25 protein-coding genes are annotated in these 26,892 nt (G+C 71.7%); 7 read left to right on the forward strand and 18 right to left on the reverse strand.

Going from position 1 to position 26,892, the window contains the following annotated elements; translation table 11 throughout:
• Positions 1 to 7 precede the first annotated feature (7 nt).
• Both QMG73_RS41040 and QMG73_RS41045 read right to left on the reverse strand, forming a co-directional pair.
• Positions 8 to 787 carry an electron transfer flavoprotein subunit beta/FixA family protein gene (locus tag QMG73_RS41040; protein WP_281904788.1) on the reverse strand — a complete coding sequence of 260 codons (780 nt, stop codon included), beginning with the start codon at positions 785 to 787 and terminating at the stop codon, positions 8 to 10.
• A 45-nt stretch (positions 788 to 832) separates the two neighbouring features.
• The gene (locus QMG73_RS41045; protein ID WP_281904790.1) at positions 833 to 1,246 is read right to left on the reverse strand and encodes a hypothetical protein; all 414 of its coding nucleotides are present in this window, start codon (positions 1,244 to 1,246) and stop codon (positions 833 to 835) included.
• Between the two features lie 34 nt (positions 1,247 to 1,280).
• On the opposite strand from QMG73_RS41045, the gene QMG73_RS41050 reads away from it, so the two are divergent.
• The 4 genes from QMG73_RS41050 to QMG73_RS41065 are packed head-to-tail and all read left to right on the forward strand — an operon-like array spanning position 1,281 to position 5,490.
• Entirely contained in the window at positions 1,281 to 1,673 is a 393-nt protein-coding gene (locus QMG73_RS41050) for a YidH family protein (RefSeq protein ID WP_281904792.1), read from the forward strand.
• A complete protein-coding gene (locus QMG73_RS41055; protein WP_281904795.1) occupies positions 1,663 to 1,941 on the forward strand; it encodes a DUF202 domain-containing protein in 279 nt (92 codons plus the stop codon). Before QMG73_RS41050 ends, QMG73_RS41055 begins: the two co-directional genes overlap by 11 nt.
• Positions 1,942 to 1,959: 18 nt before the next feature.
• Entirely contained in the window at positions 1,960 to 2,328 is a 369-nt protein-coding gene (locus QMG73_RS41060) for a PLD nuclease N-terminal domain-containing protein (RefSeq protein WP_281904798.1), read from the forward strand.
• A 24-nt stretch (positions 2,329 to 2,352) separates the two neighbouring features.
• Entirely contained in the window at positions 2,353 to 5,490 is a 3,138-nt protein-coding gene (locus QMG73_RS41065; RefSeq protein ID WP_281904800.1) for a BTAD domain-containing putative transcriptional regulator, read from the forward strand.
• Here QMG73_RS41065 and QMG73_RS41070 read toward each other — a convergent pair.
• The 5 genes from QMG73_RS41070 to QMG73_RS41090 all read right to left on the reverse strand — a co-directional run bounded on the left by QMG73_RS41070 (position 5,474) and on the right by QMG73_RS41090 (position 11,462).
• On the reverse strand, positions 5,474 to 6,238 hold the full coding sequence (locus QMG73_RS41070; protein WP_281904801.1) for an ABC transporter permease: 765 nt from the start codon (positions 6,236 to 6,238) through the stop codon (positions 5,474 to 5,476). The genes QMG73_RS41065 and QMG73_RS41070 overlap by 17 nt on opposite strands.
• A complete protein-coding gene (locus QMG73_RS41075) occupies positions 6,235 to 7,191 on the reverse strand; it encodes an ATP-binding cassette domain-containing protein (protein ID WP_281904803.1) in 957 nt (318 codons plus the stop codon). Before QMG73_RS41075 ends, QMG73_RS41070 begins: the two co-directional genes overlap by 4 nt.
• Positions 7,192 to 7,310: 119 nt before the next feature.
• Complete coding sequence (locus QMG73_RS41080; RefSeq protein ID WP_281904806.1) at positions 7,311 to 8,939, reverse strand: acetolactate synthase; 1,629 nt, start codon at positions 8,937 to 8,939, stop codon at positions 7,311 to 7,313.
• A 14-nt stretch (positions 8,940 to 8,953) separates the two neighbouring features.
• Positions 8,954 to 10,657: an Hsp70 family protein gene (locus QMG73_RS41085; RefSeq protein WP_281904808.1), complete on the reverse strand. Its 1,704-nt coding sequence runs from the start codon at positions 10,655 to 10,657 to the stop codon at positions 8,954 to 8,956.
• Positions 10,658 to 10,688: 31 nt separating this feature from the next.
• Positions 10,689 to 11,462, reverse strand: a complete 774-nt coding sequence (locus tag QMG73_RS41090; protein ID WP_281904811.1) for an enoyl-CoA hydratase/isomerase family protein — start codon at positions 11,460 to 11,462, stop codon at positions 10,689 to 10,691.
• Between the two features lie 20 nt (positions 11,463 to 11,482).
• On the opposite strand from QMG73_RS41090, the gene QMG73_RS41095 reads away from it, so the two are divergent.
• From QMG73_RS41095 to ddaH, 3 genes are read left to right on the forward strand one after another with little or no spacing between them, the layout of a single operon-like run.
• A complete protein-coding gene (locus QMG73_RS41095) occupies positions 11,483 to 11,944 on the forward strand; it encodes a DUF6232 family protein (RefSeq protein WP_281904813.1) in 462 nt (153 codons plus the stop codon).
• Positions 11,945 to 11,954: 10 nt separating this feature from the next.
• Positions 11,955 to 12,425 (forward strand): DUF6232 family protein, encoded by a 471-nt coding sequence (locus QMG73_RS41100; RefSeq protein ID WP_281904815.1) that lies wholly within the window; start codon positions 11,955 to 11,957, stop codon positions 12,423 to 12,425.
• A 27-nt stretch (positions 12,426 to 12,452) separates the two neighbouring features.
• A complete protein-coding gene (ddaH, locus tag QMG73_RS41105; protein WP_281904817.1) occupies positions 12,453 to 13,223 on the forward strand; it encodes a dimethylargininase in 771 nt (256 codons plus the stop codon).
• A gap of 46 nt (positions 13,224 to 13,269) precedes the next feature.
• Here the strand turns inward: ddaH and QMG73_RS41110 are convergent, their stop codons facing one another.
• The 11 genes from QMG73_RS41110 to QMG73_RS41160 are packed head-to-tail and all read right to left on the reverse strand — an operon-like array spanning position 13,270 to position 26,575.
• A complete protein-coding gene (locus QMG73_RS41110; protein WP_281904820.1) occupies positions 13,270 to 14,085 on the reverse strand; it encodes an HpcH/HpaI aldolase/citrate lyase family protein in 816 nt (271 codons plus the stop codon).
• Entirely contained in the window at positions 14,085 to 15,272 is a 1,188-nt protein-coding gene (locus QMG73_RS41115) for a CaiB/BaiF CoA transferase family protein (protein ID WP_281904823.1), read from the reverse strand. The genes QMG73_RS41110 and QMG73_RS41115 overlap by 1 nt, the downstream gene beginning before the upstream one ends.
• Entirely contained in the window at positions 15,269 to 17,323 is a 2,055-nt protein-coding gene (locus QMG73_RS41120; RefSeq protein ID WP_281904825.1) for an alpha/beta hydrolase-fold protein, read from the reverse strand. The genes QMG73_RS41115 and QMG73_RS41120 overlap by 4 nt, the downstream gene beginning before the upstream one ends.
• Complete coding sequence (locus tag QMG73_RS41125; protein ID WP_281904827.1) at positions 17,320 to 19,239, reverse strand: SUMF1/EgtB/PvdO family nonheme iron enzyme; 1,920 nt, start codon at positions 19,237 to 19,239, stop codon at positions 17,320 to 17,322. Before QMG73_RS41125 ends, QMG73_RS41120 begins: the two co-directional genes overlap by 4 nt.
• Positions 19,236 to 20,123 (reverse strand): ribokinase, encoded by an 888-nt coding sequence (locus tag QMG73_RS41130; RefSeq protein ID WP_407676927.1) that lies wholly within the window; start codon positions 20,121 to 20,123, stop codon positions 19,236 to 19,238. The genes QMG73_RS41125 and QMG73_RS41130 overlap by 4 nt, the downstream gene beginning before the upstream one ends.
• Positions 20,120 to 21,433, reverse strand: a complete 1,314-nt coding sequence (locus QMG73_RS41135) for an ADP-ribosylglycohydrolase family protein (protein WP_281904829.1) — start codon at positions 21,431 to 21,433, stop codon at positions 20,120 to 20,122. Before QMG73_RS41135 ends, QMG73_RS41130 begins: the two co-directional genes overlap by 4 nt.
• Positions 21,430 to 22,563 (reverse strand): ADP-ribosylglycohydrolase family protein, encoded by a 1,134-nt coding sequence (locus tag QMG73_RS41140; RefSeq protein WP_281904831.1) that lies wholly within the window; start codon positions 22,561 to 22,563, stop codon positions 21,430 to 21,432. Before QMG73_RS41140 ends, QMG73_RS41135 begins: the two co-directional genes overlap by 4 nt.
• A gap of 2 nt (positions 22,564 to 22,565) precedes the next feature.
• The gene (locus QMG73_RS41145; protein WP_281904833.1) at positions 22,566 to 23,837 is read right to left on the reverse strand and encodes an ABC transporter substrate-binding protein; all 1,272 of its coding nucleotides are present in this window, start codon (positions 23,835 to 23,837) and stop codon (positions 22,566 to 22,568) included.
• A gap of 10 nt (positions 23,838 to 23,847) precedes the next feature.
• On the reverse strand, positions 23,848 to 24,681 hold the full coding sequence (locus QMG73_RS41150; protein ID WP_281904834.1) for a carbohydrate ABC transporter permease: 834 nt from the start codon (positions 24,679 to 24,681) through the stop codon (positions 23,848 to 23,850).
• Positions 24,678 to 25,607: a carbohydrate ABC transporter permease gene (locus QMG73_RS41155; RefSeq protein ID WP_281904836.1), complete on the reverse strand. Its 930-nt coding sequence runs from the start codon at positions 25,605 to 25,607 to the stop codon at positions 24,678 to 24,680. Before QMG73_RS41155 ends, QMG73_RS41150 begins: the two co-directional genes overlap by 4 nt.
• The gene (locus tag QMG73_RS41160; protein WP_281904839.1) at positions 25,604 to 26,575 is read right to left on the reverse strand and encodes a LacI family DNA-binding transcriptional regulator; all 972 of its coding nucleotides are present in this window, start codon (positions 26,573 to 26,575) and stop codon (positions 25,604 to 25,606) included. Before QMG73_RS41160 ends, QMG73_RS41155 begins: the two co-directional genes overlap by 4 nt.
• Positions 26,576 to 26,892 lie beyond the last annotated feature (317 nt).

Consider the following 26,892-nt stretch of genomic DNA (forward strand, 5'->3'; position numbering starts at 1 on the left):
GCCCTCCTCAGACGAACTTCTCGGTGGCGAGGAACTCGACCAGCTTGACGCCGCCCTCGCCCTCGTCGGTGACCTTCTGACCGCCCGAGCGCGGCGGGCGCTTGCTGTGCTCGACGACCGCCGAGGACGCGCCGTCGAGGCCAACCTCGGACGGTGCCACGCCCAGGTCGCCGAGCGAGAGCGCCTGCACGGGCTTCTTCTTCGCGGCCATGATGCCCTTGAAGGACGGGTACCGCGGCTCGTTGATGGTGTCCCACACCGACACCACCGCCGGGGTCTGCGCGGTGACGACCTCGTAGCCCTCGTCGGTCTGCCGCTCGATGGTGAGCGCCGAGCCGTCGATGGTGAGCTTGCGCGCGCCGGTCAGCGCCGCGACGCCGAGACGCTCGGCGAGCATGTGCGGCAGCACCTGTACCCGGCCGTCGGTCGACTCCGCACCGCACAGCACCAGGTCGGCGTTGAGCGTGCCGAGAGCCGCGGCGAGCACCTTCGACGTCGCCAGCGCGCACGAGCCGTGCAGGGCGTCGTCGACGACGTGTACCGCCTTGTCCGGACCCATCGACAGCGCCTTGCGGATCGACTCCGCGGCACCGGAGGGCCCCATGGTGAGAATAGTCACCTCGCCGCCGTGCGCCTCCTGGATGCGCAGCGCCTCCTCGATGGCGTACTCGTCCATCTCGTTGATGACGTTGCTCGCCGACCCGCGGTCGACCGTGTTGTCGTCAGTGCGCAGATTGCGCTCCGCACCGGAGTCCGGCACCTGCTTGACCAGTACGACGATATTCATCGCGCCTCGACGACCTCCTGCTCCCGTTGACCCACAAGCCGTATGTTACTCACCAGTAAGAGGTGCGCCCAGCGCCCCCCGGACCTTGTTAATCACATCTGCCTCGCGCTCGTTGACGCCGTGCGTGGCCTGAGCGGTCTGCTCGACCGCGGCGATCACGGTGGCCCGGTAGTTGTCGGCTTCGCCGGGCGCCTTCTCGCGCAGGATCGCCATCGAGCGCTCCAGCGCCGGCAGCACGATCGCCTCGACGTCGGCCGGCGAACGGCGCGGCAACTGCGGCAGCGTGCCTGTGGTCAGTACCTCCTTGACCAGGCCGGTGGCCCCCGCCAGCGCGCCCGACGCCGCGAAGCTCTCCTTGAACATCGCGAAGAAGCCCGGGTCGGCATTGGACACCAGGAACACCGCGCCGAACGCGGCGGTCTTCAACGTCACGCGGTCCTGAGACGTCAGGTCGGTCACGCGTCACACATTACGGGGGCAGATAATCGCTGGTGTGCTGGGCGTGATCAGGCGGTGGTTCGACACAGACGAGGTACGGGAAACCGGCACCACGCCCGATTACCGGTTCTCCTTGGCCAACGAACGCACCTTCCTCGCCTGGATCCGCACCGGGCTGGCGCTGGTGGCCGGCGGGCTTGCCGCCGCGCAGTTCCTGCCGCCCATGCCCATCGCACACCTGCGCGAGGGAATCGCGATCGCGCTCCTGCTGCTGGGCGGCGCGGTAGCGGTGCGCGCGGTCGACCATTGGGCGCGCACCGAACGCGCCATGCGGCTCGGGCGAGACCTGCCGGCCTCGCGCTTCCCGGCGGTACTGGCGATCCTCGTCGGCGTCGGCGCGCTGGTACTGGTCGCCGCGGTCGTGGTGCAGGCCTTCGATGGAGCGTGAGCCCGGCGTCCCGTTCGAGCGCACCCAGCTCGCCTGGCGCCGCACGCTGCTCGCCATGGGCGCGGTGGCGGTGCTCGGCGCCCGGATGGCGGCGGTCGACGGCCTGCCCCTGGTGGTGGCCGCCGCGGTGGCCGTCTGGGTCGCCGCGTTCGTCCTCGGCCGGCGTCGCATCCGGACGCCGGGTGTACGCGGACCGCGCACATTGGTCCTGCTCGCGCTCGCGACGGTGGCGTACACGGGCATCGGTCTGCTCCTGGTCCTCGACTAGAGCGCGCATCATTGGGGGATGGTCCGCCTCTACCTGCTGATCTTCGTGGTGCAGATCGCGCTCGCGGTGATCGCGCTCATCAGCTGCCTCTCCGCTGAGGAGGACGAGATCCGCGCGCTGCCGCGGCTCGTCTGGGTGCTGATAATCCTGTTCTTCCCGCTGGTCGGGTCGATCGCGTGGTTCCTCGCCGGCAGGCCGGTGGGGACCGGTGGCGTTCCCGCGGCCCCGCCGCGCCCCACCGCACCCGACGACGACCCCGACTTCCTGCGCAAGCTCAACACCGATCAGTCCCGCCGCGACCGCGAACTCTTCGAGCAGTGGGAGGAGGACCTGCAGCGCCGCGAAGACGAACTGCGCCGCAAGGACTCCGACCCCGACACCCCCTGATCCGGTCAGGGCAGAATCGACGCCGTGCAGATCGCGATGCTCGGCCCGCTCGAAGTCCGCGCCGGTGGCGGCGGGCTCGTCGAGCTGGGTGGCGCGCGGCTGCGCACGCTGCTGATCCGGCTCGCGCTCGACCCGGGCCGGGTGGTCACCACGAGCGCGCTCATCGACGCGCTGTGGGAAGACGACCCGCCCGCCGGTGCCGCCAACGCGCTACAGGCCCTGATCTCCCGGCTGCGCCGCGCCCTGCCCGACGGGGTGATCGAGTCGCAGCCCGCCGGATACCGGCTGCGGGTGCCGCCGGACGCGATCGACGTACGGCGGTTCGAGCGGGAGGTCACCGCCGGCAGGGCGCAGCTGGCCACGGATCCGCCGGGCGCCGCCGCGACGCTCGGGGCGGCGCTCGCACTCTGGCGGGGGCAGGCGCTTGCCGAGGTGGCCGAGGCGCCGTTCGCCCGCGCGGCCGCCGCGCACCTCACCGAACTGCGGCTGGCCGCCGCCGAGGACCGGGCCGACGCCGCACTCGCCGCCGGTGACGGTGCTGATCTGGTACTGGAACTCGCCGCCCTCGCCCACGAGCACCCGCTCCGGGAGCGCCTCGCCGCGCGGCTGATGAGGGTACTGCGCGCAGCCGGCCGCCCCGCGGAGGCGCTGGAGGTGTACGAGCGGCTGCGGGTGGGACTCGCCGAGTCCCTGGGCACCGACCCGTCCCCCGAGCTGACCGCGCTGCACGTCGCACTCCTGCGCGACCCGGTTCCGCCACCGGAAGAGGGGCCGCACACCAACCTGCCAGCCGCGCTCACCAGCTTCGTCGGGCGGGACGAAGACGTCCGGCGGGTCACCAAGCTGGTCGGCGAGGCGCGGCTGACCACGCTCACCGGCCCGGGCGGCGCCGGCAAGACCCGGCTGGCCATCGAGTCGGCCCGGGTGGCGTCCGGCCAGGCGCCCGACGGCGTGTGGCTGGTGGAGTTCGCACCGGTGACCGACGCCGCCGAGCTGGCATCGGTGGTGCTCACCGCGCTCGGCCTGCGCGAGCAGGCGCTGGTCAACACCCGCAGCCGGGTGCCGGTGGAGCCGACCGACCCGCTGGCCCGGCTGACCGGTGCGCTCGGGTCGAGGCGGGCGCTGATCGTGCTCGACAACTGCGAGCACCTGGTCGACGCGGCCGCGCGCCTCGCCGACGGGCTGCTCTCCCGGTGCCCGCGCCTGCGGGTGCTCGCCACCAGCCGGGAGCCGCTGGGCATCACCGGCGAGTCGCTGTACCCGGTCGAGCCACTGCCGCTGCCACCCGCCGGTACCGGTGCCGACGACGCGCTCGCCTATCCGGCGGTACGGCTCTTCGCCGACCGGGCCGCCGCGGTGCGACCCGGTTTCCGGGTGACCGAGCAGGTGCTCACGGTCTGCCGGGCGCTCGACGGCATGCCGCTCGCGATCGAGCTGGCCGCCGCCCGGCTGCGCGCCATGACGACCGACCAGTTGGCCACCCGGCTCGGCGACCGGTTCCGGCTGCTGGCGGCCGGTAGCCGCACGGCGCTCCCCCGGCACCAGACGCTCCGGGCGGTCGTCGACTGGAGCTGGGAGCTGCTCGACGAGCCCGAACGCGTGCTGCTGCGCCGGCTCGCGGTCTTCGCCGGCGGCGCCACCCCGGAAGCCGTCGAGGCGGTCTGCGGCGGCGACCCGGACCTGCTGTACGCCCTGGTCGACAAGTCACTCGTCGTGGCCGACGCCGATGGGCGGTACCGGCTGTTGGAGACCATCAAGGCGTACGGCCTGGAGCGGCTGGACGAGGCCGGCGAGACCGAGGTGACCAGGCAAGCGCACGCCCGGCACTTCCTGCGGCTCGCGCAGCGCGCGGACCATTTCCTGCGCACCCGCGAGCAGCTCGACTGGCTGGCACGCCTCGACGCCGACCATGACAACCTGCTGAGCGCGATGCGCTGGACGATCGGGGTGGCCGACGCCAACCGCGCGGTGCGGTTCGCCGACGCCCTCGGCTGGTACTGGTGGCTGCGCGGTCGCCGTGCGGAAGGCGCCGAGCTGGCCGAGGAGGCCCTCGCGCTCCCCGGTGACGTGCCCCCGGCCCTCGTCGCGGGCGCCGCCTCGATCGCCGCCCTCAACGTGGTCGCCGGGCTCTTCCAGCTCGAACGGGGCCAGGAGCTGATGAGCCGTGCCGCGCACCTGGCGACGGGCCGGGAAGACCGGCACCCGATGCTCAGCCTGGTCGGTCCGATGGCCCAGCTGTTCGCCTCGCCGCCCGACAACGACGCGGCGCTCGCCGGCCTGCGCCGCTGCTTCGACCACCCATCGGCGTGGGTGCGGGGCGTGGCACACATGATGTACGGCCACGCCGAGGTGAACATCGGGCTGCGCGACAACGCGTCGGCGGAGAACTTCGCGCAGGCGCTGACCGAGTTCCGGTCGTTGGGTGACCGCTGGGGCATCTCCGTCACGCTCTCCGCGCTCGCCGAGCAGACCGCCCGATACGGCGATCACGCGCGGGCCGCCGCCTACTTCGAGGAGTCGCTGGCCGAGCTGGTGCCCCTCGGGGTGGCCGAGGACGTGCCCGAGATGCAGGCCCGGTACGCGTACCAGCTCTGGCTGATCGGCGATACCGACCGGGCCATCGCGGAGTTGGAGCACGCGCAGCGCACCGCCGACCGGATCGGCACCGACGAGGCGCGGGGCTCGGTGGGGTACCACCTGGGCGCGACGCTGCACGGCATGGGCGATCTCGACGGCGCCAAGAGGCACCTGACCCGGGCGCTCGATGTGGTGAGCGAGTTCAACTCGTCTCCACAGTGGCCGGCGCTGATCAACACCGCGCTCGGTCTGGTCGAGGCCGAGCGGGGCGACCTGGCGACCGCCGAGCGGCACCACCAGGCCGCTCTCGACCACGCCATCCTGTCCCGTGACGCGCCGGTGATCGGGCACGCGGTGGTGGGGCACGTCGACCTGGCGATGCGCCGCGACCAGCCGGCGCTGGCGGCCAAGCTGCTCGGCGTCGCCGACGCGGTCCGGGGCGGCCTCGACATGTCGGTGCGCGACGGCCCGCGCCTGGAGCAGGCGGTACGCGAACGCCTCGGCGACGCGAACTTCGCCGAGGCGTTCGAGAGTGGACAGAGCGCAACGATCGACACGGTGCGAAACTTCATACCTTCCGCTTGAAGGTGCGGATCGCGATCGGGGCGAAGACCGCCGCGATGGCCGCCGCCCACAGCAGCGACTGGCCGATCAGGCTCGCCGACACGGTACCCGTGAGCAGTCCACGGGTCGCGTCGGCCAGGATCGTGACCGGGTTGACGTCGACCCACGCCTGGAGCCAGCCGGGCATCGTCTCGGTGGGCACGAACGCGTTGCTGGTGAAGGTCAGCGGGAAGATCACGACGAACGCGAAGATCTGCACCTTCTCCGGTTCGCTGGCGAGCAGCCCCACCAGTACCGCGATCCACGACGCGGCCAGGCTGAAGACCAGCAGCAGGGCGAACGCGCCGAGTACGCCCGCGACACCGTTGTCCACCCGGAACCCGAGCACGACACCCAAGCCGAGGATCAACGCGATCGACCACGCCTGTTTGGCCGTATCGGCGAGGATGCGCCCCGCCAGCGGCGCCGACCGGGCGATGGGCAGCGACCGCAGCCGGTCGAAGACTCCCTTGGTCAGGTCGCTGTTGAGGCCCACGCCGGTGGTGACCGAGGCGAAGAGCGCGTTCTGCACGATGATCCCGGGCAGCGCGAACGTGAGGTAGTCGCCGGTCGAGCCGGAGATCGCGCCGCCGAAGACGTACGTGAACAGCGCCACGAACATGATCGGCTGGATGCTCAGGTCGAGCAGCTCCGCCGGGTTGTGCTTGATCTGCACCAGGCTCCGCCACGCGAGCGTGAGCGTCTGCCGGGGCATCGCCATGGCGGTCATGCCGCGACCTCCTGCTTCTCGGTGGTGTGGCCGGTGAGGGAGAGGAACACCTCGTCGAGGCTCGCGCCGCGCAGGGCCAGCTCGCCGATCTGCACCTCGGCCTCGTCGAGGTGGCGCACCACGGCCGGCAGCAGGGCGCTGTCGGAGGCCGGTACGGTGACCAGCCCGTCGCGCACCTCCGGCGTGGCGCCGGCCACCCGGGCCACCACCGACTCGACGATCGGCAGGTCGCTCACGAGCTTCGGGCGTACGGCCAGTATCTGCCCGCCGACCCTGCCCTTCAGCTCGTCGGGCCTGCCGGTGGCGATCACCCGACCGTGGTCGATCACCACGATCTCGTCGGCCAGCAGGTCGGCCTCCTCCAGGTACTGGGTGGTGAGCAGCACGGTCACCCCGCCGCCGACCAGTTCGCGGACGATGTCCCACATCTCGTTGCGGCTGCGCGGGTCCAGCCCGGTGGTGGGCTCGTCCAGGTAGAGCACCTGCGGCCGTCCGACCAGGCTCGCGGCCAGGTCGAGGCGGCGCCGCATGCCACCCGAGTACGCCTTCGCGGGCTTGCTGGCCGCGTCCGAGAGCCGGAACTCGGCGAGCAGTTCCGCCGCCCGCTGCCGCGCCTCCGCACGGGGCAGACCGAGCAGGCGGCCGATGAGGATGAGGTTCTCGGTACCCGTCAACGACTCGTCGACGGAGGCGTACTGCCCGGTGAGCCCGATCAGGCGGCGCGCCTCGTGCGCGTCGCGTACGACGTCGTGCCCGCCGATCGTGGCGCGTCCGGCATCCGGGCGCAGCAGCGTGGCCAGGATGCGGACCACTGTGGTCTTGCCGGCGCCGTTCGGGCCCAGCAGGCCCAGCACCGACCCGCGCCGGACGGCGAGATCGACGCCGTCCAGCGCGGTGGTCTCACCGAAGCGCTTGACCAAGCCCTCGGCGAGGATGGCGTGTGTGTCTGTCATGCCAGCGACCGTGCCCCGGCGCACTGACAGAGTGCTGATACCCACCTGACACCCCGCTCTTCGTGATCAGGGCGTCCCTCAAGTCGTTAGAACGACTTGAGGGACGCCCTGATCACGGTTCAGGCGAGGTTGGCTGACCTCGGGTACGCGTCGGCCGGGTCGGTCAGGACGTTGACCAGGTACGGGACGCCGGCCTCGAAGGCGCGCTTGAGGGCCGGGCCCAGGTCGGCCGCCTTCGCCACCGTCTCGCCGGCTCCGCCGAGCGCCTTGACCACGTCGTCGTACCGCAGCTCGGGCTGGAGGTCGGCGGCCACGTCGTACCCGTACATGGCGCGCATCGGGTGCTTCTCCAGTCCCCAGATGCCGTTGTTGCCCACCACGATCACCACGGGCAGCTGCTGCCGCGCCAGCGACTCGACGTCCATCAGCGAGAAGCCGGCCGCGCCGTCGCCCATCAGGACGCACACCTGCCGGTCGGGGTACGTCACCCGGGCGCCCATCGCATAGCCCATGCCGGTGCCGAGGCAGCCGTACGGGCCAGGGTCGAGCCACGTGCCCGGCTGGGCGGGCTCCAGGTACCTGCCGGCGTACGAGACGAAGTCACCGCCGTCGCCGATGGTCACCGCGTCGCGGGCCAGTACCCGCCGCAGCTCCCCGTACACCCGGGCGGGGCGGATCGGGTCGGTCTCGGCGGCCATCTCCTCGGCGTCCCGGGCCTTGGCGGCGTCTTCGGCCTGGCGCAGGTCAGCGATCCAGCCGCTGTGATCGGCCCGGGTGCCGTCGTGATCGGCGAACGCGGACAGGATCAGTCGCAGGTCCCCAGCCGGTGCCACGGCGGGTGCGGTGTGCGCGGCCCGCTGGGATGGCGCGTCCACGACGTGTACGACCTGGGCGGCACCGAAGTCGCCGAAGCCCAGCCGGAAGTCCAGCGGCGTGCCGATCACCACGACGACGTCGGCGCCCTTGAGCGCGGTACGCCGGGACTTGGCGAACGCCAGCGGATGCTCGGGCGGCAGGGCACCGCGCCCCATGCCGTTGGTGAACACCGGCACCTGGAGCGCCTCGGCGGCTTCCCGCAGGGCGGCCACCGCGTCGCCCGCGTACACGTCGGAGCCAGCGATGATCACCGGGCGCTCCGCCGCGGCGATGAGCCGCGCGGCCTTCGCCACCTCGTCGGGGTCCGGCTCGATGACCGGTACCGCCGGATCCGCGACCGCGGGCGCGTCGCCCGCCGAGAAGATCACTTCGAGCGGCAGGTCGAGGAAGGCCGGGCCGCGGTGCGGGGTGAGCGCCGCGGTCAGCGCGCCCGCGATGGCGGCCGGGATCTCCTCGTTGGCCAGCACGGTCGCGGCGTGCTTGGTGACCGGGGCGACCAGCGGCACGTGGTCGATCTCCTGGAGGCTGCCCGACCCCCACCGGAACGCGGGCGCCCGGCCGCCGATGACCAGCACCGGCGCGCCGTTGAAGTACGCGCTGGTCAGCCCAGAGATGCCGTTGGTGACCCCGGGACCGGCGGTCAGTACCGCCAGGCCGGGCCGCCGCTGGAGCTTGGCGACCGCCTCGGCCGCGAAGACCGCTGACTGCTCGTGCCGCACGTCGTAGATGGGGAATCCACTCTTGTGCGCCGCGTCGTAGAGCGGGAAGACGTGGCCACCCGAGAGGGTGAACATCTCGGTGACCCCGTACGCCCGCAGCGCCGCCAGGGCCAGCTCGCCGCCGTGTCCCTCGATCCGCTCCGTTGATGTCATGGGCGGAAGAGTATTCAGCGACTCTTGATCCAGTCCAACACGTCCTGGATGACCGTCGCCGGCGACGTGTCACGCGCGAGGCTGAACGCGATGACGCCGGCGGCGACCGGTACCACGATGAGCAACGACGTGATGATCAGCGCGCGGAACAGGCGGAAGAGCAGTCCCGGGCCGCGCGGCGGCCCGTAGGCGGCGACCTGGGGTGCGGGTGCCGCCACGCGCGGCGCGGCCGAGGCCGGCGCGTAACGCGGCGGTGCGGGCTCATAGCGCGGCTGGGCCGCTGGCTCATGGCGCGGCTGCGCCGCTGGCTCATGGCGCGGCTGCGCCGCTGGCTCGTAGCGCGGCGCTGCCGCGGGCTCGTAGCGGGGCGTCGTTGGCTCGTCGAAGCGCGGCATCGGGCGGGTCGGCGCGACCGGCGGCGGGGGCTGCTGGCGCGGGCGCCCGGGCGGTTGCGCACCCGGCACCACCACGCGGCCAACGGTTTTGGGCGGCGCCGGCGAAACGGGCGCGGGCGACACCTGAGCTGGGGAAATCTGAGCCGGGGACACCTGAGCCGGGGACATGGGCGCGGGCGAGACCGGGCGCATCTGCATGGTCGGGCCGGGTGCCGGCGGCGCGCTCGCCAGCAGCGCCTCACCAGCCAGGATGCTCCCCTCGGCCACGACAAGCTCAGGCTGCTCGATCGCCTCGGGCGCCTCACCCAACGCCCTGTGCAGCAGCGTCGCCATCAGCGGTATCCGGCTGGCACCGCCGACCAGGAACACCCCGGCCACCCGCCCGGCGGGCAGTTCCGCCCAGCGCATCACGCCCTGGGTCACCCGGACGCTCTGCTCCAGGATCGGGCTGGCCAGCGCTTCCAGCTCCTGCCGCGTGAGGTGCACCTCAAGGTCGAGCAGCGGCACCACCAGGTCAGCGGCCGTGCTGCGGGACAGCCGTTCCTTGGCGACCCGGACGTCGTCCCAGAGCTGCCGCTTGGCGCGCCGCTCCTCCACCGTCGCCGGGTTGGCCAGCCGCGCCCAGGCGTCCGGGTCGCGGTCGGCGTACGTCTTCCGCAGGTGATCGATGATCGCCGCGTCGACGTCGAGGCCGCCGATGTCGTCGCGGCCGTCGACCGCCAGCACCTCGAAGCCGCTGGACGTGCGGGCCACCACGCTCGCGTCGAACGTGCCCGCCCCGAAGTCGTGCACGACCACCACCGAGCCGATCGGCACGTCCCGCCCGAGCACCTTGGCGAAGTAGGTGGCCGCCGCGACCGGCTCGGCCACCAGGCGTACCTCGTCGAAGCCGGCACGCGCGGCAGCGGTGGCCAGCAGCCGGCGGCGGGTGGTGCCCCACGTGGCCGGGCAGGTCAGGGTGACCGCCGGCCGCGCCTTGCCGACCGTACGGGTCCACTCCTCGGCGACGCGGCCGAAAACGGCGCCGACGAGCTCGGCCACCGGCACCTCGCGGTCGCCGAGCAGCAGCGTGCCCTCGTCGATGCGGCGCTTGGGGTTGGGCTCGAAGCGTGCGGGGTCCAGCCGGGCGCTGTGCAGGGCGTCGCGCCCGACCGCGAAGGCGCCGCCGGGCTCGGCGTACACCGCGGACGGCAGCAGGGGCGAGCCGTCGACCAGCAGTGGCCGGGCCCGCCCATCCGGCCAGCGCACCACCGCGACGGTGTGCGAGGTGCCGAAGTCGATCCCGAGGGCATGGCCCGAGGTCGGCGTCCGGTCTGCTGGCATGCCGCTCACCTTACGACTACCTTTCTAACGCCTATTTACCTAGGAAGTTCGGCTTGCGCTTCTCCACAAACGCGGACATGCCCTCGGCCTTGTCCTCGGTGGCGAAAAGCGCCGCGAAGAGCTGACTCTCCCAGGCCAGACCCGAGGCGAGGTCCATGTCGAGACCGCCGTCGATCGCCAGCTTCGCGGCGCGCAATGCCTGCGAGGGGCCATTCGTGTACTGGCGCACGAGCGTGATCGCCGCCTCGTAGACCTCTGCGGAAGGCACCACTCGGTCGGCGAGTCCGATCCGAAGCGCCTCTTCGGCGTCGACCATCCGGCCGGACATGACGAGGTCCTTGGCGCGGGCCGGGCCCACCAGCCGGGCGAGCCGCTGGGTGCCGCCGGCGCCCGGGATGATGCCCAACTTGATCTCCGGTTGGCCCAGCTTCGCGTCGTCGGCCACCACCCGCCAGTCGCACGCCAGGGCCAGTTCGCAGCCGCCCCCGAGGGCGTACCCGGTGACCGCCGCGACGACGGGCTTGGGGATGCGGGCGATGGCGTCGAACGCGCTGGACAGCTCCCGTGCGCGGGCCGCCATGTCCACGTACGACATGTCGGCCATTTCCTTGATGTCGGCGCCTGCCGCGAAGACCTTCTCGCCCCCGTACACGACGACGGCGCGGACCTCGGTGTCGGCGGTGACCGCCGAGGCGGCGGCGCGCAACTCCTCCTGAACCTGTGTGTTCAGGGCGTTCATCGGTGGACGGTCGAGCCGGATGGTGCCGATGCCGTCCTTCGTCTCCACGCGCACGAACTCAGCCATACCAGTAGGCTAGAGGGGCCATGGTCACCTACTACAGCGACCGGTCCGTGCAGGTCACCTCGGATGCCATCCGGGTGGGCGAGCACGCGTATCCGCTGAAGGAGCTGGCCAGGGTCTGGCACCAGCGTGGCGCGCGGTCCTGGCGGGCGTTCGCCGGGCGCGGCGCGCTCGGCGCCGCGATCATCGGCCCGCTCGTGGCCGCCGCGATCGGTGTCGTGATCGCCTTCCAGGTCGACGCCTCGCTCACCGTCACGATCGCGATCGTCGGCGCCTCCTGCCTGGTCGGTCTCGCCGCCGGCCCGGTGGCCGACTTCGTGCTGGAGCACATGGACCGGTCGTACGCGCGGGGCGACCGCACGCTGGAAATCTGGGCCACCTGGCGGGGGCGGCCGGTGCTGCTGCTCCAGACCGGCGACGCGCTCCGCTTCGGCAAGATCTACCGCGCCCTCCAGCGTGCGCTGGAAAGTAGCACCGTCGGGTGACACTTGGTGAGTGACTCGCTACTACCAGGATGACTCGGTGCTGGTGACGTCGGAGGTCATCCGGGTGGGTGGCGACGTGTACCGGCTCTCCGAACTGACCTACGTCTGGCACCGCCGCACCAAGCGCTCCCTGCGCGTCGGCGCCCGCATGCTCAGCCGCTGGGTGCTGGTGACGCTGCTGACCGCGCCGCTCGGCTTCGGGGCGCTGTGCGCGGTGTCGGCGCTCTTCGCCGACTGGGGCCAGCGGGCGGGCGCGGCGGTCATCGGCCTCGCGCTCGCCGTCGTGCTGGCGATCGCCCTCGCACCGCTGCTGGAGATACCGCTGATGGCGCTGGAGCGCTCGTACGACCGCGGCACCAACCTCCACGAGCTGTGGGTGCAGTGCCGGGGCGAGGAGCGTGTGCTGGTGCGCACGACCGACGCGCTCCGATTTGGACAGATCTATCGCGCCGTGCAGCGCGCGGTGGAGCAGAACGAGTAATCTCCTCGCCCAGGAGGTTCTTGATCAATGGACCGTGGAATCGCGCTTGTCCGCACGCCGAGCAGCCGCCTCGCGCAGGGCATCGTCACGCACATCCCCCGCACGCCGGTCGACGGCAATCTGGCGCGGCGGCAGCACGACGCGTACTGCGCCGCGCTCGACGAGGCCGGCTGGTCCGTGCGTGACGTGGTGCCGGCCGACGGCAGCCCGGACTCGGTGTTCGTCGAAGACACCGTCGTGGTGTGCGGTTCAAAGGCGATCCTCACGCGGCCGGGCGCGCCCCAGCGCAGGCCGGAGGTCGCGGGCACGGAGTCGGCTGTACGGGCGCTCGGGCTCGACGTGACGCGGATCGAGTCGCCCGGCACGCTCGAAGGCGGCGACGTGCTCCAGATCGGCGACACCGTCTACGTTGGACGCGGCGGTCGCACCAACGCCGACGCCATCCGGCAGTTGCGCCGGCTGCTGCCCGACCGCAACGTCGTGGCGGTGCCGCTGGGGCCGGTGCTGCACCTCAAGTCGGCCGCCACCGCACTGCCCGACGGCACCGTCCTGGCCCGGCGCGAGCTGGTCGACACCGCCGTGTTCTCTGCCGTGCGCACGCCCGACGAGGAGTCCGGCTGTCACGTGGTGCCGCTCGGCGGTGAGCGGGTGCTGATCGCCGCCTCGGCGCCGAAGACGGCACACATGCTCGCCGACCTCGGCTTCACGCCGGTCGTCGTCGACGTGAGCGAGTTCGAAAAGCTCGAAGGCTGCGTAACCTGCCTGAGCGTCCTGATCCCCACCGCCCCCACTTCGTGATCAGGGCGTCCCTCAAGTCGTTAGAGCGACTTCAGGGACGCCCTGATCACGCGGGGGTGTCGTAGCGGGCGGCTAGCTCTAGCGTGCGGCGAGCGGCGCCGATCATCGCCGCGTCGGCGAAGCGGCCGTCCGGTAGGACCACCGTTCCCGACTCCACCGCCGCCGCGGCGTCCACACCGGACAGCAGCGCGAGCGCCTGCGCCACCTCTTCGGGCGCCGGCCGGAACGCGGCCACGATCGCCGGTAGCTGCCGGGGATGGATCGCCGCGCGGCCGACGAAGCCCATCCGGCGGCCGGCTCGGCACGAGGCGGCCAGACCGTCCAGATCGGACACGTTGGCGTACACGGACATGGCCGGCGGCGGCAGGCCCGCCGCGCGGGCCGCGACCACGATCCGGCCGCGCGGCCACGCCAGCGCCGCGTCGTCGTCGATACCCAGATCGGACCTCAGGTCGGCCTCTCCGAGCGCGACGCTGGCCACCGCCGGGTGTGCGCTCGCTATCTGGTACGCGAATTCCACGCCCATCGCGGACTCGATGATCGGATGGAGTTCCGCGCCGGTCCGCGCCGCCACCGCCCTGACCCGCTCCGCGGACTCCACTTTGGGCAGTCGCAGCCCGGCCAGTCCCACCTGCCCGTCGACCGCCGCGAGGTCGGCGTCGAGGTCCGGGCCGACCCGCACGTAGACCGGTACGCCATGCCGCTCGCTCAGAAACTCCGCGACCGCCGACCGGGCGTACTCCTTGTGCCCGGCCACGACCGCGTCCTCCAGGTCGAGGATCACCGCGTCGGTGCCCGAGCCGACCGCCTTCTCGAACCGGTCGGGCCGGTCACCGGGCACGTACAGCCAGGTCAGCAGCATCAGATCACCCCGCGCTCGCGCAACCCGTCCAGCTCGGCCGGCGAGTACCCGAGCTCGCCCAGCACCTGGTCGGTGTCCTGCCCGTGCCGCCGTCCCGCGTGCCGGATCTCCCCAGGCGTCTCCGACATCCGGAACGGCACGTTCTGCATCCGCACCTCGCCCAACTCCTCGTCGGGCACCGTGATCGCGGTGCCGAGCGCCTCGTACTGCGGATCGGCCAGGATGTCCCGCACGTCGTACACCGGAGCCACCGCGGCCTGCGCCGCCTCGAACGCGGCCACCACCTCGTCGCGGCCACGCTCGGCCACCCAGGCGGCGACGGCACCGTCCAGTTCCTCGGCGTGCGCCGCCCTGCCGGTGCCGGTCGCGAACCACGGCTCGCCGACGAGATCGGCCCGACCGACCAGTCGCATGACCCGCTCGGCGATGCTCTGCGCGCTCGTCGACACGGCCACCCACCGGCCGTCCGCGCACTGGTAGGTGTTGCGTGGCGCGTTGTTGCTCGTCCGGTTCCCGAGCCTCGGCTGCACGTACCCGATCTGGTCGTACCAGGTGATCTGCGGCCCGAGCATCGCCATGATGGGCTCGATGATGGCGAGGTCGACGACCTGCCCGGTGCCGGTCTGCTCGCGGGTGCGCAGGGCCAGCATGACGGCGTACGCGGTGGCGAGCGCCGTCACGGAGTCGGCCAGCCCGAAAGGTGGCAGGGTCGGCGGGCCGTCGGGTTCGCCGGTCGCCGCCGCGAAGCCGCTCATCGCCTCGGCGAGGGTGCCGAAGCCGGGGCGCTTGGCGTACGGGCCGATCTGGCCGAAGCCGGAGATCCGCGCGATGACGAGGCCCGGGTTGGCGGCGTGCAGCACGTCCGGCCCGATCCCCCAGCGCTCCAGGGTTCCCGGACGGAAGTTCTCCACGAGGACGTCCGCGCTCTTCACCAGCGCGGTGAGTACGGCTGCACCCTCCGGTGTGGACAGGTTCAGCGTCATCGTCTTCTTGTTGCGCCCCAGCACCTTCGACCACAGGCCGACGCCGTCCTTGGCAGGACCGTGCCCGCGCGCCGGGTCGGGCTTGGCCGGATGCTCCACCTTGACCACGTCGGCGCCGAAGTCACCGAGGAAGGCCGTGGCGAGCGGCCCGGCGAACAGCGTGGCCAGCTCGACGACCCGCACCCCCGCGAGCGGCGCCGTCATAGTGGTACCTCCGTCAGGAAGACGTCGCCGTTGCCCGGCGCCGCGCCGCCGGCCGGTGTGCCCGCCGTGCGGCCGGTGACGAGCAGCCGGTCGCCGTCCAGCGTGGCGTAGACGTTCTCCTCGCCGAACGGGTCGGCGGCGTCGTCGCGAGCGCTGCCGAACTGCGCCACCGACACCTGCTTGCCGCGCGTGTTGAGGCGCACCGCGAACCCGTCCATGCCGCCGGCCGGTACGCCGAGTGCGCTGCTGGTGAACCCGACCACCGCCACGCCGCCATCGGGCAGGGCGACGACCTCCGCGCCCACGTCGCCGCCGCGCCCGGCGGTGACGGTGCGCCACTTCTGTGCGCCGCCCGCGCCGTAGGCGACGGTGACCGCGTCCCGACCGGTCGCTTCGCTGGTGGTGAAGCCGGTCGCCACGATCTGGCCGCCCGAGGCGATGGCCACACCGCCGAGCAGGTCGTCGCCCGGCCCACCCTCGCCGGCCACCCAGCGAGGCGTACCGTCCACATCGAACTTCGCGAGGACCCCGTCGGTACCGCCGACGTAAGGCATCCCCGGCAGCCCCGCCGAGGTCACCCCGGCCACGTAGACGCCGGTCGCGTCGGCGGTCACCGCGTACGCCTTGTCTTCGCCCGCGCCGCCGAGCTGGCGCGCCCAGCCGAGCGCACCGTCCGCCCCGATCCGGGCCACCACGACGTCCTTGTCACCCGCGCTGGTCCCGCCCGCGAAGGCGCCGCTGGTGTACCCGGCGACATACGCGCCGCCGTCCGGCGCGGCGGCCAGCCCGTAGAACCGGTCGGCCTTGGCCGCGTCGCCGACCTGGGTCAGCCACGCCCGTTCGCCCGACGCCGTGTACTTCGCCACGAACGCGTCGTCCGCCGGGCTGCCCGGGTGCTTTCCGTCCAGGTCGCCACGGGTGTACCCGGCCACGATCACGCCACCGTCGGCGGTGGCCACCGCACCGTACAGCCGGTCGTTGGCGGGCGTGCCGAACTGGCGGGTCCACTGTGGTGTCTCGACGACCGCGTCGAGGCCCGCACCGGTCACCGTGTAGGCGAGCGTGCCGCCCCGGGTGACGCCACCGGCCCAGTCGACGCCGGCGGTGCCGCGCAACGGCGCTGGGAGCCCCGCTGGCGGCGTCGCGCTGAGCGTGGCGCTCAGGTGGGTCAGGCCCGCCACGAACGCCGGCCGCCACACGTTCCAGTCGTGCCCGCCGTCGAGTACCCGGAACTCCGCGGCCACCGCGTCCGAGCGGCGTACCGCGTTGTAGAGCGTCGCGGCCTCGTAGTCCAGGTCGTGTGTGGCGTCGGCCGGGTCGGGGTTGGCCCACTCGTCGTCACCGACCGCGATGAACATCCGGGTGGGCGTGTCCGCGTCCAGTCCGGGCAGCAGCGCCGGGTAGTTGAGCCGCTGGTAGACCTCGTCGACGAACGCCTGGTCGCCATCGCCGAACCCGCCGAACTCGCGCGCCGACGAGTCCGCCGGGGGCAGCGGATTGTAAACCGCCGGGCTCAAGACGAGCGCGTTGCCGAAGACGTCCTGGTGCGCCATCGCGTACCGCAGCGCGCCGTAGCCGCCCATCGAGTACCCGCCGACGAGGCGGGCGCCCCGGTGTGCCGCCGTGCGGTACGTGGCGTCCACATGCGACACGAGGTCTCGGGTGAGGGCGGTCTCCACCGCCTTGCCGTCCTGGTAGGCGGAGTCGACGTACCAGGAGCCGCGCTCGTTCCAGGGCGCGTCGGGCAGTACCGCGATGACGGGCGGGACGGTGCCGTCGGCGATCAGCGCGTCGAGGTCGGCCTTGATCCTGGTCCACGCCTGCATGGTGTCGCCGCGCCCGTGCAGCAGGTACAGCACCGGGTACCGGACAGCGGCGTTGCGCTCCCACGCGTACCCGTAGGGCAGGTAGACGGTGTAGTCGATCGCGCCGCCGAGCGCCGCCGACTGGGCGGAGGCGGTGCTGAGCGTGCCCACCTTCGGTGCCTGCGCCCGGGCTGCGCCGCCTGTCACCAGGAGCAGCACCGTTACGAGTACGGCCAGTCTCTTCATACGGGTGCCTCCAGGTCAACGGCGCAACGGAAGCCGATCGACGGCGAGCGGGTGAGGCCGGCACCCATCAGCAGCAGCTTGACGGACGCCTCGGGCGGTTGTGGGCCGCCGTCGAAGTACCAGTCGGAGCCTTCGGCGCGGTGGTCGGCGCCGCCCTTGAGCACGCAGAACCGGGTGCGACCGTCGGTGTGCTCGCTCTCGGTGAGGTTCCAGACGCGGGGACCGGTCAGGTCGAGCAGTCCCGCCTCGGCGGCGACCTGCCACTCGTCTTCGGTGGGCAGCCGCAGCCCGGCCCACGCCGCGTACGCCCGCGCGTCCGCCAGCTCGACGTGCGTCACCGGTGCGTCCGCGGGGCCCTCACCGGCCAGGAAGCGTTCGGGGCGCACCGGCTCGTATCCGGTGGCGCGCCGGAACTCGGCGTACTCGCCGTGCGTCACCTCGCGCGCGGCGATGGCGAAGCGTCCCAGGTGGACGGTGCGGTGCAGGGTGCCTGTGTGGTGCAGCCGGGGCGGCAACGGCTTCCACTCGTCGACGTAGGGCGCCTCCCCGTACAGCCCGGTCTCCCGCACCCGGTACCGCACGGTCAGCTCGTACCTACCCCGAGACACCGCGCTCATGCCTGGCGGCGCGCTCCCCGCCACGCTGCCCGGGGTCCGCAGGCGCACCGCCGCCCGTGCCGGAAACGACGGGTCGCCCACCGCCGGCTCGCCCGGCCCAGCGGAGTCACCCGGTGCCACCGCCGCGATCGCGCCCGCCGGCAGCGGCCCACCGACCGCCACGCGGCCGTCCGGCAGTGGGGTGGCGTCCAGGACACGCCCCGTCACCAGGTCGACGAAGCTCGACGCTGACTCGGTGATCAGCCACCGGCCGTCGTGATCGGCGCCACGGTTCACCACCGTCCACAGTGGCGTGCCGTCGTGCACCCACCGTGAGGAGTACACCTGCCCGCCGGCATGGTCGGCCAGCGGCGTCCAATCCTCGGACCTCAGCCACGCCGCGTGGCTGCTCTGCACCCTGCGCATCGCGCGCAACACAGAACGGTCGCGCTCGCTCCAGCCCACCCACACGCCGAACACGTTTTCCCACACGAGCACGCCCACGCCGTTGAGCCAGGCCGAGTGCAGCTCGTCAAGGTGGCCGCGGTGCCAGCGCCGGGTGTGGTGGAGCATGTGGCGCCGCTCGAACCACTTGGCGCGCAGGACGCCCGGCACCTGCGAGTCGGCGAACCACTGCGCCCACGACATCGCGTGGTCTTCGATCCGGGCCAACGGCACCCGGGACTCCCCTTCGAGCACCACGTTTGGCGGCAGCGCCACTCGAAGCTTGCCGGCGCCCTCCTTGAGCGTGTCGAGGAATACGCCGTCGGCACCCAGCCACGAAACGATGCCAGCGACGGCTTCCTCGTCCGTGGTCAGCTCCCGCCGAGTGCCGGTGTCCCACGGGTTGTAGTCGACGAAGACCCGCACGCCCCGAGCCTGAAAGGCCCGCACGACGCGCGGCAGCTCCGGCACGTCGCGGTAGAAGTCGAACTGGTTGCGCTCGTCGAGCCCGATGACCGGGTACGCGTGCCACAGCACCACACCGTCGTAGCCGCCGAAGTCGCGCTCGGCCGCGTCGAGGAACGCGTCCACAGTGAACTCACCGCGCTCGTGGTCGTACAGCGCCTCGTCCCACAGCCAGGCCAGGCAGACGCTGAAGCAGTCCCGCCGGATCCCGTCGTAGTGCGACCCGTCGTATGACAGCCGCCGCCGCGCGTCGGCCCGCCACTCGTCGAGCCGGCTGCGCCACGCCGGCCACGACGCCGGGTCGGGCGGCGCCGCGAAGATCTTCGCCTCGTCGAGCGCGGACAGGTCCGCGCCGGCCTCCAGCGGCACCTCGGTCGGCAGGTCGATCGGCCTGGGTACGTACGGGTTCACCGCTGCGCCAATTCGTCGATCTCGTCACGGGTCGGCAGCGAGCTGGACGCGCCGAAGCGCTGGGCGCAGACGGCACCCGCCGCACATGCCCAGGCCAGCGCCTCGTCGATCGGCCGCCCTTCGGCCAGGGCGACGGCGAGCGCACCGGTGAAGGCGTCACCCGCCGCGGTGGTGTCGACCGCCGTCACGCGCGGCGCCTCGATGTGCAGCCGGACGCCGTCGCGGTCGGCGTACGCGACGCCCCGGGAGCCGAGCGTCATCACCACGCGGGGTACCAGGTCGAGAAGGTCGTGCGGTGACGCTGGCCGCCCGGCGAGCACCTCGGCCTCGCCCTGGTTGACCACCAGCACGTCGAGCACCTGGAGCAGCTCGACCGGCAGCGGCCGGGCCGGCGCGGCGTTGAGCATCACCGTGGTGCCGACCGCGTGCGCCGCGGCGGCCGCCTGGATCACCGTGCCAACCGGGATCTCCAGCTGTGCGAGGAGCACGCTGGCGGCACCGATCGCTGTCCGGTCGGCCTTGTCCAGTGTGGTCAGTGCCGCGTTGGCACCGGGCGCCACCACGATGAGGTTCTCCGCGGCGCGGTCGACGGCGATCAGCGCCACTCCGGACGGCCCTTCCACCGAGCGGAGGAGGCTCACGTCGACGCCGGAAGCCACCATGTTGTCGCGTAGTGCCGCCGCGAAGCTGTCGTCGCCGACCGCGCCGATGAACGAGCACCGGCCGCCCGCGCGCGCCACGGCGACGGCCTGGTTGGCGCCTTTGCCGCCGGGCACCGTGGTGAACGCGTCACCGAGCACGGTCTCGCCCGGGCCGGGCAGCGTGGGCGCGGTCACCACCAGATCCATGTTGGCGCTGCCCACCACCACGACGTTGGGCATCATCCCGCCACCTCCATGGTGCGGCGGGTCAGCTCGTCGAACGTCACCCCGTCGAAGCCTCCGATGCTGCTCGACAGCCGGCCCTTCAGCGGACCGGTCCAGTCTGGACGGATGCCGCCCGCCCCCGTCAGGGCGCCGAGCACACCACCGACCGTGGCGCCGTTCGAGTCGGTGTCCCAGCCACCGCTGACGGCGGCGCAGATTCCCCGGTCGAAGTCACCGCCGCTGAACGCGAGGGCGGCGGCCACGAGGGCCGCGTTGTTGCGCACGTGTACCCAGTGCAGGTGCCCGTGGCGCTTCTCCAGCGCGTCGACGACGGACTCCCACGCGCCGTCCGCGCCAAGGGCACGCGCCTCCTGTACCGCGCTGGCGAAGGAACCCGGCGGCAGCACGGACTCGCCGGCGTCCAGTACCTCGTCGACCGTGGACGCCACCACGGCGGTCGACGCCATCGCGGCCACCCACATCGCACCCGAGACGCCGTCGCGGACGTGGCTCACCACCGCGTCGCGGTACGCCAGAGCGGCGGCGGCGTCGGGCCGGCCCGGGGACGCCCAGCCGTACACGTCGGTGCGGATCTGGGCGCCGATCCACTCCCGGAACGGGTTGTGCCGGCGTGCGGTCTCCGGCGGCGTCAGGCCGAGCAGCAGGTTCCGGTACGCCACCCGCTCGGCGGTGAACACCCGCCCGCCGGGGAGCCAGTCGAGCCACGCCTGTGCCACGTCACCGCTGGTGAAGTCGCGGCCGTGCGTCTCCAGTACCCGCAGGGCGAGCAGCGCGAAGTTCAGGTCGTCGTCTTCCGGGGTGCCGTCGATGTTCTCGGCCAGGCTGTTCACCGCGCTGCGGCGGTTCCACGGCCAGCGCGAAGCGACGTCTTCGGGCAGGGCAGCGGCAGTGAAGTATCCGGACAGCGGCCACCGGCCGGTCGCCTCCAGAATCTCCCGGATGCCCCGCCGCGGAATCTTCTCGACCGGCTTGCCGAGCACGCACCCGACCGCCCGCCCGAGCCACGCCCCGTGCACCCGCTGAGGGTTTGCGGAAGGACCCCCGACGATGTCACTCCCGATGACCGGGGGTCCTTCCGCGTCGCTGGACGGTGCCGGCAGCCTGTCGCACTCGTCCAGCAGCTCAATCGCGAGGGCGCGTAGTTCGGTGCTGGCCGGCTGCGGTGACGCCCCGCCCACCGGGGCGTCGAGCGAGCCACCGGCGGCGACCCATCGAGCCTCCACAGCGGACACGTCGCGGCCCTCGTCGCGACTGGTGGCCAGCTCGTGTGGCAGCAGGTCCTCCGGCTGGACCCACGTGAGTCTCATCGCAGCCCCTCGTACCGCTCGGCCCGGCGGGCGAAGCGGGCCTTGTCGGCTGCGTACACCTCAGCGGCGACGTCGGCCAGTACGCGTCCCGGCTCGGCCAGGTCGGTGCGGGAGGCGGTCGCCACTGTGGACGCCCACTCGGCCGGTACCGCTGGCGAGCCTCCCAGCGCGCCGGCGATCGCCCCCGCCATGGTGGCGGTCGAGTCGGAGTCCCGCCCGTAGTTGACCGCACCCAGCACCGCGTCCCGGTACTCCCCGTTCGCCACGACCAGCATGCCCAGCGCGACCGGCAACTCCTCGATGGAGTGCAGCCGGCTGGGTCGCCGCGCCCCGAGCCCCGGGTTGCGGTAGTCCTCTCCCACCGTGTCGTACGGCGCCACCGCGGCACGCAGCGCCGGAATGGCGGCACGCGTGTCCGCGTACTCCTTGGCCACCTGGACGACGGCGGCGATGGCTTCGCCGGTGCCGTCCCGGGCCACGTCCAACGCCGCTTCCACGACCTCGCCCACGACGGCGCCCGGTGTCATCGCGGCCGCGACCGCCGCGGCGAACACGGCGGCCGCCTCGCGGCCGTAACTGTGCTGGTGCGCGCCGCCCACCTCGACGGCCTCCGCGTACGCGCCCGCCGGGTCACCGGCGTTGACGATCCCGACCGGAGCCATGTACATGGCGGCTCCACAGTTGACGATGTTTCCGACGCCGGCCTCGCGGGGGTCGGCGTGCGCGTGGTGCAGCCGCGTCACGAGCCAGCGTTCGGCGGCCGCGAGGCGGTGGAAGGCCACCGCCTCGCGCTCCAGGTCGGGGATGTAAACCTCCCGCTCGATCAGGTCGGGCACGAGCAACTCGACGACGTCGAACGCGTCGAGGTGGTCGCGCTTCTTCGCGTACGCCCGGACCAGTGCGTGGGTCATCAACGTGTCGTCGGTGATGTGCCCGTCGCCCTTGTGGTACGGCGCGAGTGGGCGGTTCGTCGCCCAGTTCTCGTGGAACGGGGGCACGATGCCCTCGACCCAGCCGCCGTATCTGTTCCGGATCTCCTCGGGGAGCGCCGTTTCGGTGGCCCCACCGAGGGCGTCACCAACCGCGGCGCCCACGAGGCAGCCGACCGACTTGTCGAGCAGAAGGCGCATGGTTACCTCAGGACCTGCTTCCCACCATCGACCAGCTGCGTACCGAGCTGGTCCAGCGTGATCTTGTTTGCGAAGTACTGCTGCAGAGCCGGTGTGGCGTACTTGGTCTTCCACTCCGGGTACCCGTCGACCGTCTGGAATGGAGCGATCGTCAGGTCACCGGCGCTCGCCACCGCGACGTCCCAGCCCTGCTTGCCACCCGTCGAGGTGACCAGCTCAGCGCCGGCCTTCTTGCCGGTGGGCACGAGCCAGTCGCCCTGTGCGAGGCGGGCCATGTTGGCCGGGTTCAGGAAGTACTCGACGAACTGCATCGCCTGCTTCTTGGCCTTCGAGTCCTCCGAAATGGACAGTGTCTGCGGGTTGGCCGCCTGGCTGGCGCTCACACCCTTGATGGGCGGAAGCGTCACCCACTCGAACCCGGCCGGCGCCTGCTCGACCATCTGCTGCCGCAGGAACACGCCACCCGGCAGCATCGCGTACTTGCCAGCGAAGAAGCCCGGCAGCGGATCGGTACCGCCCATGCCCACCGCGTCCGGGGAGGCCGACTTGGTCACGTAGAGCATGTCGTGGATGCGCCGCGGGATCTCCTTCTCGGGGTCACCCACCTTGACCTCGGTCTTGCCGCCGTTGTCGTAGAAGAACTTGCCGTCGAAGTTGAGCGACAGGTTCATCACGCGGTTCGTCGGCGACTTCAGTGCCCAGGCCACGCCGTAGGTGCCGCTCTTGGTGAGCTTCTGCGCGTTGGCCTGGAACTCGTCCCAGGTCCACGACTGGCCGGCCGCCGGCACGGTGATGCTCGCCGCGTCGAGCAGCTTCTTGTTGGCCAGTACCACCTGCGACTCCAGCAGGAACGGCACGCCCGCGACCTTGCCGTCGAACGTGACGGTCTTCCAGATGCCGTCGCTGATCTCACCCTTCAGGTCGCTGGACACGAGGCTGGACAGGTCGGCCAGGTACCCCTGCTTGGCGAACTCGCCGATCGCCGCGCTCTCGTACTGGAAGATGTCCGGCGCGTCGCCGCCCTCGAACGAGGTGAGCAGCTGGTCGTGCACCGAGTTCCAGTCGCCCTGCACGTACTCGACCTGGATGTCGGGGTGCTCGGCGTTCCACTTGTCGACCAGTTCCCGGTTCGCGGCCAGCGAATCCTTCTGCCAGGCGAGGCTGAGGAACCGCAGCTTCACCGGGCCTTCTGTGGTTTCCTCGTCGCCACCGTCACCGCATCCGGACAGTCCTATGAGGAGCGCCACCGAGACGGCGGCAAGTTTGCGAAGCATGGGGCCTCCTTTAACCCTTGACAGCACCCGCGAGTGACCCGGAGGTCAGCCGGCGTTGCAGGAATGCGAAGAAAATCAGGCTCGGGATTGTCGCCATCAGGGAACCGGCGGCGAGGGGTCCGAGCCTCGCGATGCCTTCGACGCCCACGAACCGCGCCAGCGTCACCGGCAGGGTCGCGAGGTCGGGGCTCTTGAGCAGTACCAGTGCGAAGAAGAACTCGTTCCAGGCGGAGATGAACGCGAACAGCGAGGTGGCCACCACGCCGGGCGCGAGCAGCGGGGCGACCACCCGGCGCAGGACCTGCAACCGGGTGGCGCCGTCGACGGCGGCGGCCTCTTCCAGCTCGCGCGGGATGTTGCGGACGAAGCCCTGCAGCATCCACAGCGCGAACGGGAGTGCCCACACGACGTAGACCAGGATCAGGCCGGCATGGGTGTTGACCAGGTCGACCTGACGGAGGATGAGAAACAGCGGGATCACCAGAAGCACGAACGGGAAGAGTTGGGAGAGCAGTACCCAGCCCAGTGCCGCCGTGCCCAGCTTGGTTTTGAAGCGCGCCAGGGCGTACGCGGCCGGCAGTGCGATCAGCACCGTCAGCACCGCCGACGCGAGCGACACCTGCAGGCTGTTGAGCGCCGCGCGCCCCAACTCCTGCTCCGTGAACGCCTCCACGTAGTTGTCGAGTGTCGGATTGTGCGGGATCAGGGTGGGGTGGATCTCCACCATCTCCCGCGGCGGCTTGAAGCTCGTCGAGAGCATCCACACGAGCGGGAACCCGAGAAAGACCATGTAAACCAACAACGCGACGTACTGGAACGCGCGCGCGGTCCGGCTCGCTTTCATGCGTTCGCCTCCCTCAGCCGGCGGCGCAGGTACACGGCCAGCAGCGCCACGATGATCACGACCATCACGTTGCCGAGTGCGGCGGCGTACCCGTAGTTGCCGTACCGGAACGCCTCCTCGTACGCGAAGAGCATCGGCAGCATCGTGCGGCCGCCCGGCCCGCCCGCGGTCAGCACATACACCAGGCCGAACGAGTTGAAGTTCCAGATGAAGTCGAGCGAGGTGATCGCCACGATGACCGGCATCAGGGACGGCACCGTGACGCTCCGGAAGCGCTGCCACGCCGTCGCGCCGTCGACCGCGGCCGCCTCGTGCAGCTCGCGCGGCACCCCGGAAAGCCCGGCCAGCAGCACGATCGTGGTCTGCGGCATGCCCGACCAGACACCCACCATGATGACGGCGGGCAGCGCGGTGCTGAAGTCACCGAGCCAGTTGTGCTGGAGCCCTTCGGCGCCACCGCGATACAGCACCTCGTTGAGCAGACCGGCGTCCGGGTGGTAGACCAGCCGCCACATGATGCCGACAATCACCGGCGGCATGGCCCACGGCACGAGCGCCATCACCCGCGCGAACCCGCGAAACTTCAGCGGCTGGCTCAGCAGCAGCGCCAACCCGAACGCCAGCACGAACTGCAGGATCGTCACCGCGAACGCCCACACCAGCCCGATCCGGAAAGCGCTCCAGAACAGGTCGTCGTTCATCAGCTCGCGGTAGTTCTCGACGCCCGTGAAGTTGGTGTCGACGTTTCGCCCCGCACGCGCGTCGGTGAAGCCCAGGTAGATGCCGCGCATCAGCGGAATCACCGACAGCACCACGATCGGCAACAGTGCCGGCAGAAGCAACAGGTAAATCGTCGTGCGGTCGGACCGCGCTCTCGCCTTGTAGTCCGGCTTGTTGGCGGATGGCGCTTCCGCGAGTGTGGTCATGCGCCGCCTCCGCTCGACGCGCGGATCACCAGGCTGGGCGGGACCTGCTCGCGGCGGGGCGGCAGGCCGGCGTCGGCGATCCGGTCCAGCAGCAGCTGCGCCGCCAGCCGGCCACGGATCTCGGAGCCCAGCGACACGCTGGAGATCTGCGGATACGACATCTGGGCCAGCTCGGTGTCGTCCATGCCGACCAGGGCGACGTCCTCCGGTACCCGGAGGCCGGACACCAGCAGCGCGTGCAGCGCGCCGACCGCGATCAGGTCGTTGGCGCAGACGATCGCGTCTGGCCGCGATCGCGCCAGCAGGCGCTCCGCGGCCGCGCGGCCCGCCGCATACTGGAAGTCACCCACCTCGATCAGGTCGGCGCTCATCCCGTGGCGCGCCACGGCCGCGCGGAATCCGGCATCGCGGGCGACGCCCGGCACCGTGTCCAACGGGCCATTGAGAAAAGCGACTCTTGTACGCCCACCGGCTACCAGATGATCGACGGCGAGGCCGGCGCCGGTGCGCGAGTCGGTGCGGACGTTGTCCACCGGCACCGCGTCCGGCAGCTGGCCGATCACGACCACCGGCACCGGACTCGCCGTCATGGCCTCGACGTGCGAGTCGGTGACCCGGATCGGAGAAATGATCATGCCATCGACGTAACGGTGGGCGAGGCGCCGCAGTAACGCGGTCTCGCTGGCCACCTGGCCGCTGGTCGCGTGCACCAGCAGTTGCCGCCCCGACTCGGCGACCACCGCTTCGATGGCGCGCATCATGGCGACGTAGACCGGGTTGCCGATGTCCTCGACCGCGAACGCGATCAGACCCGTGCGCTGCGACTGGAGCGACCGGGCGATCGCATTGGGCACGTACCCCACCGCGGCGGCCGCCTCACGCACCCGGCGTACCGTCTCCGCGCTCCCGCCGACCCCGTTGAGCACCCGGGATGCGGAGGCGATCGACACACCGGCCCGAGCCGCCACGGTATGCACCGTGGGCCGCCCGTCCGCCGCATCGTGTAAACGTTTACGCCCCACGCGCCTGACCTCCGCAGCTCCTTGTGTAAACGTTTCCGGAAGTCTGCGCCGCGACCGCCCCGCGGTCAACCCTTCGTTACAACTTCGTTTCCCCCGGGCAGTGATCAGGGCGTCCCTGAAGTCGCTAGTGCGCTGACCAGAAACGTTCACCGGGTTTGCTGACACGCCGGGCGTGGTCGGTCGGTTCCGGTTAGATCGCCTGCACGCTCGATAGCGAGCACATCGCTATCGAGCGTGAGGTGGGTGGATGGCTGAGCCGGTAC

The organism is Phytohabitans aurantiacus, from assembly GCF_027923225.1.
Lineage (GTDB): Bacteria > Actinomycetota > Actinomycetes > Mycobacteriales > Micromonosporaceae > Phytohabitans > Phytohabitans aurantiacus.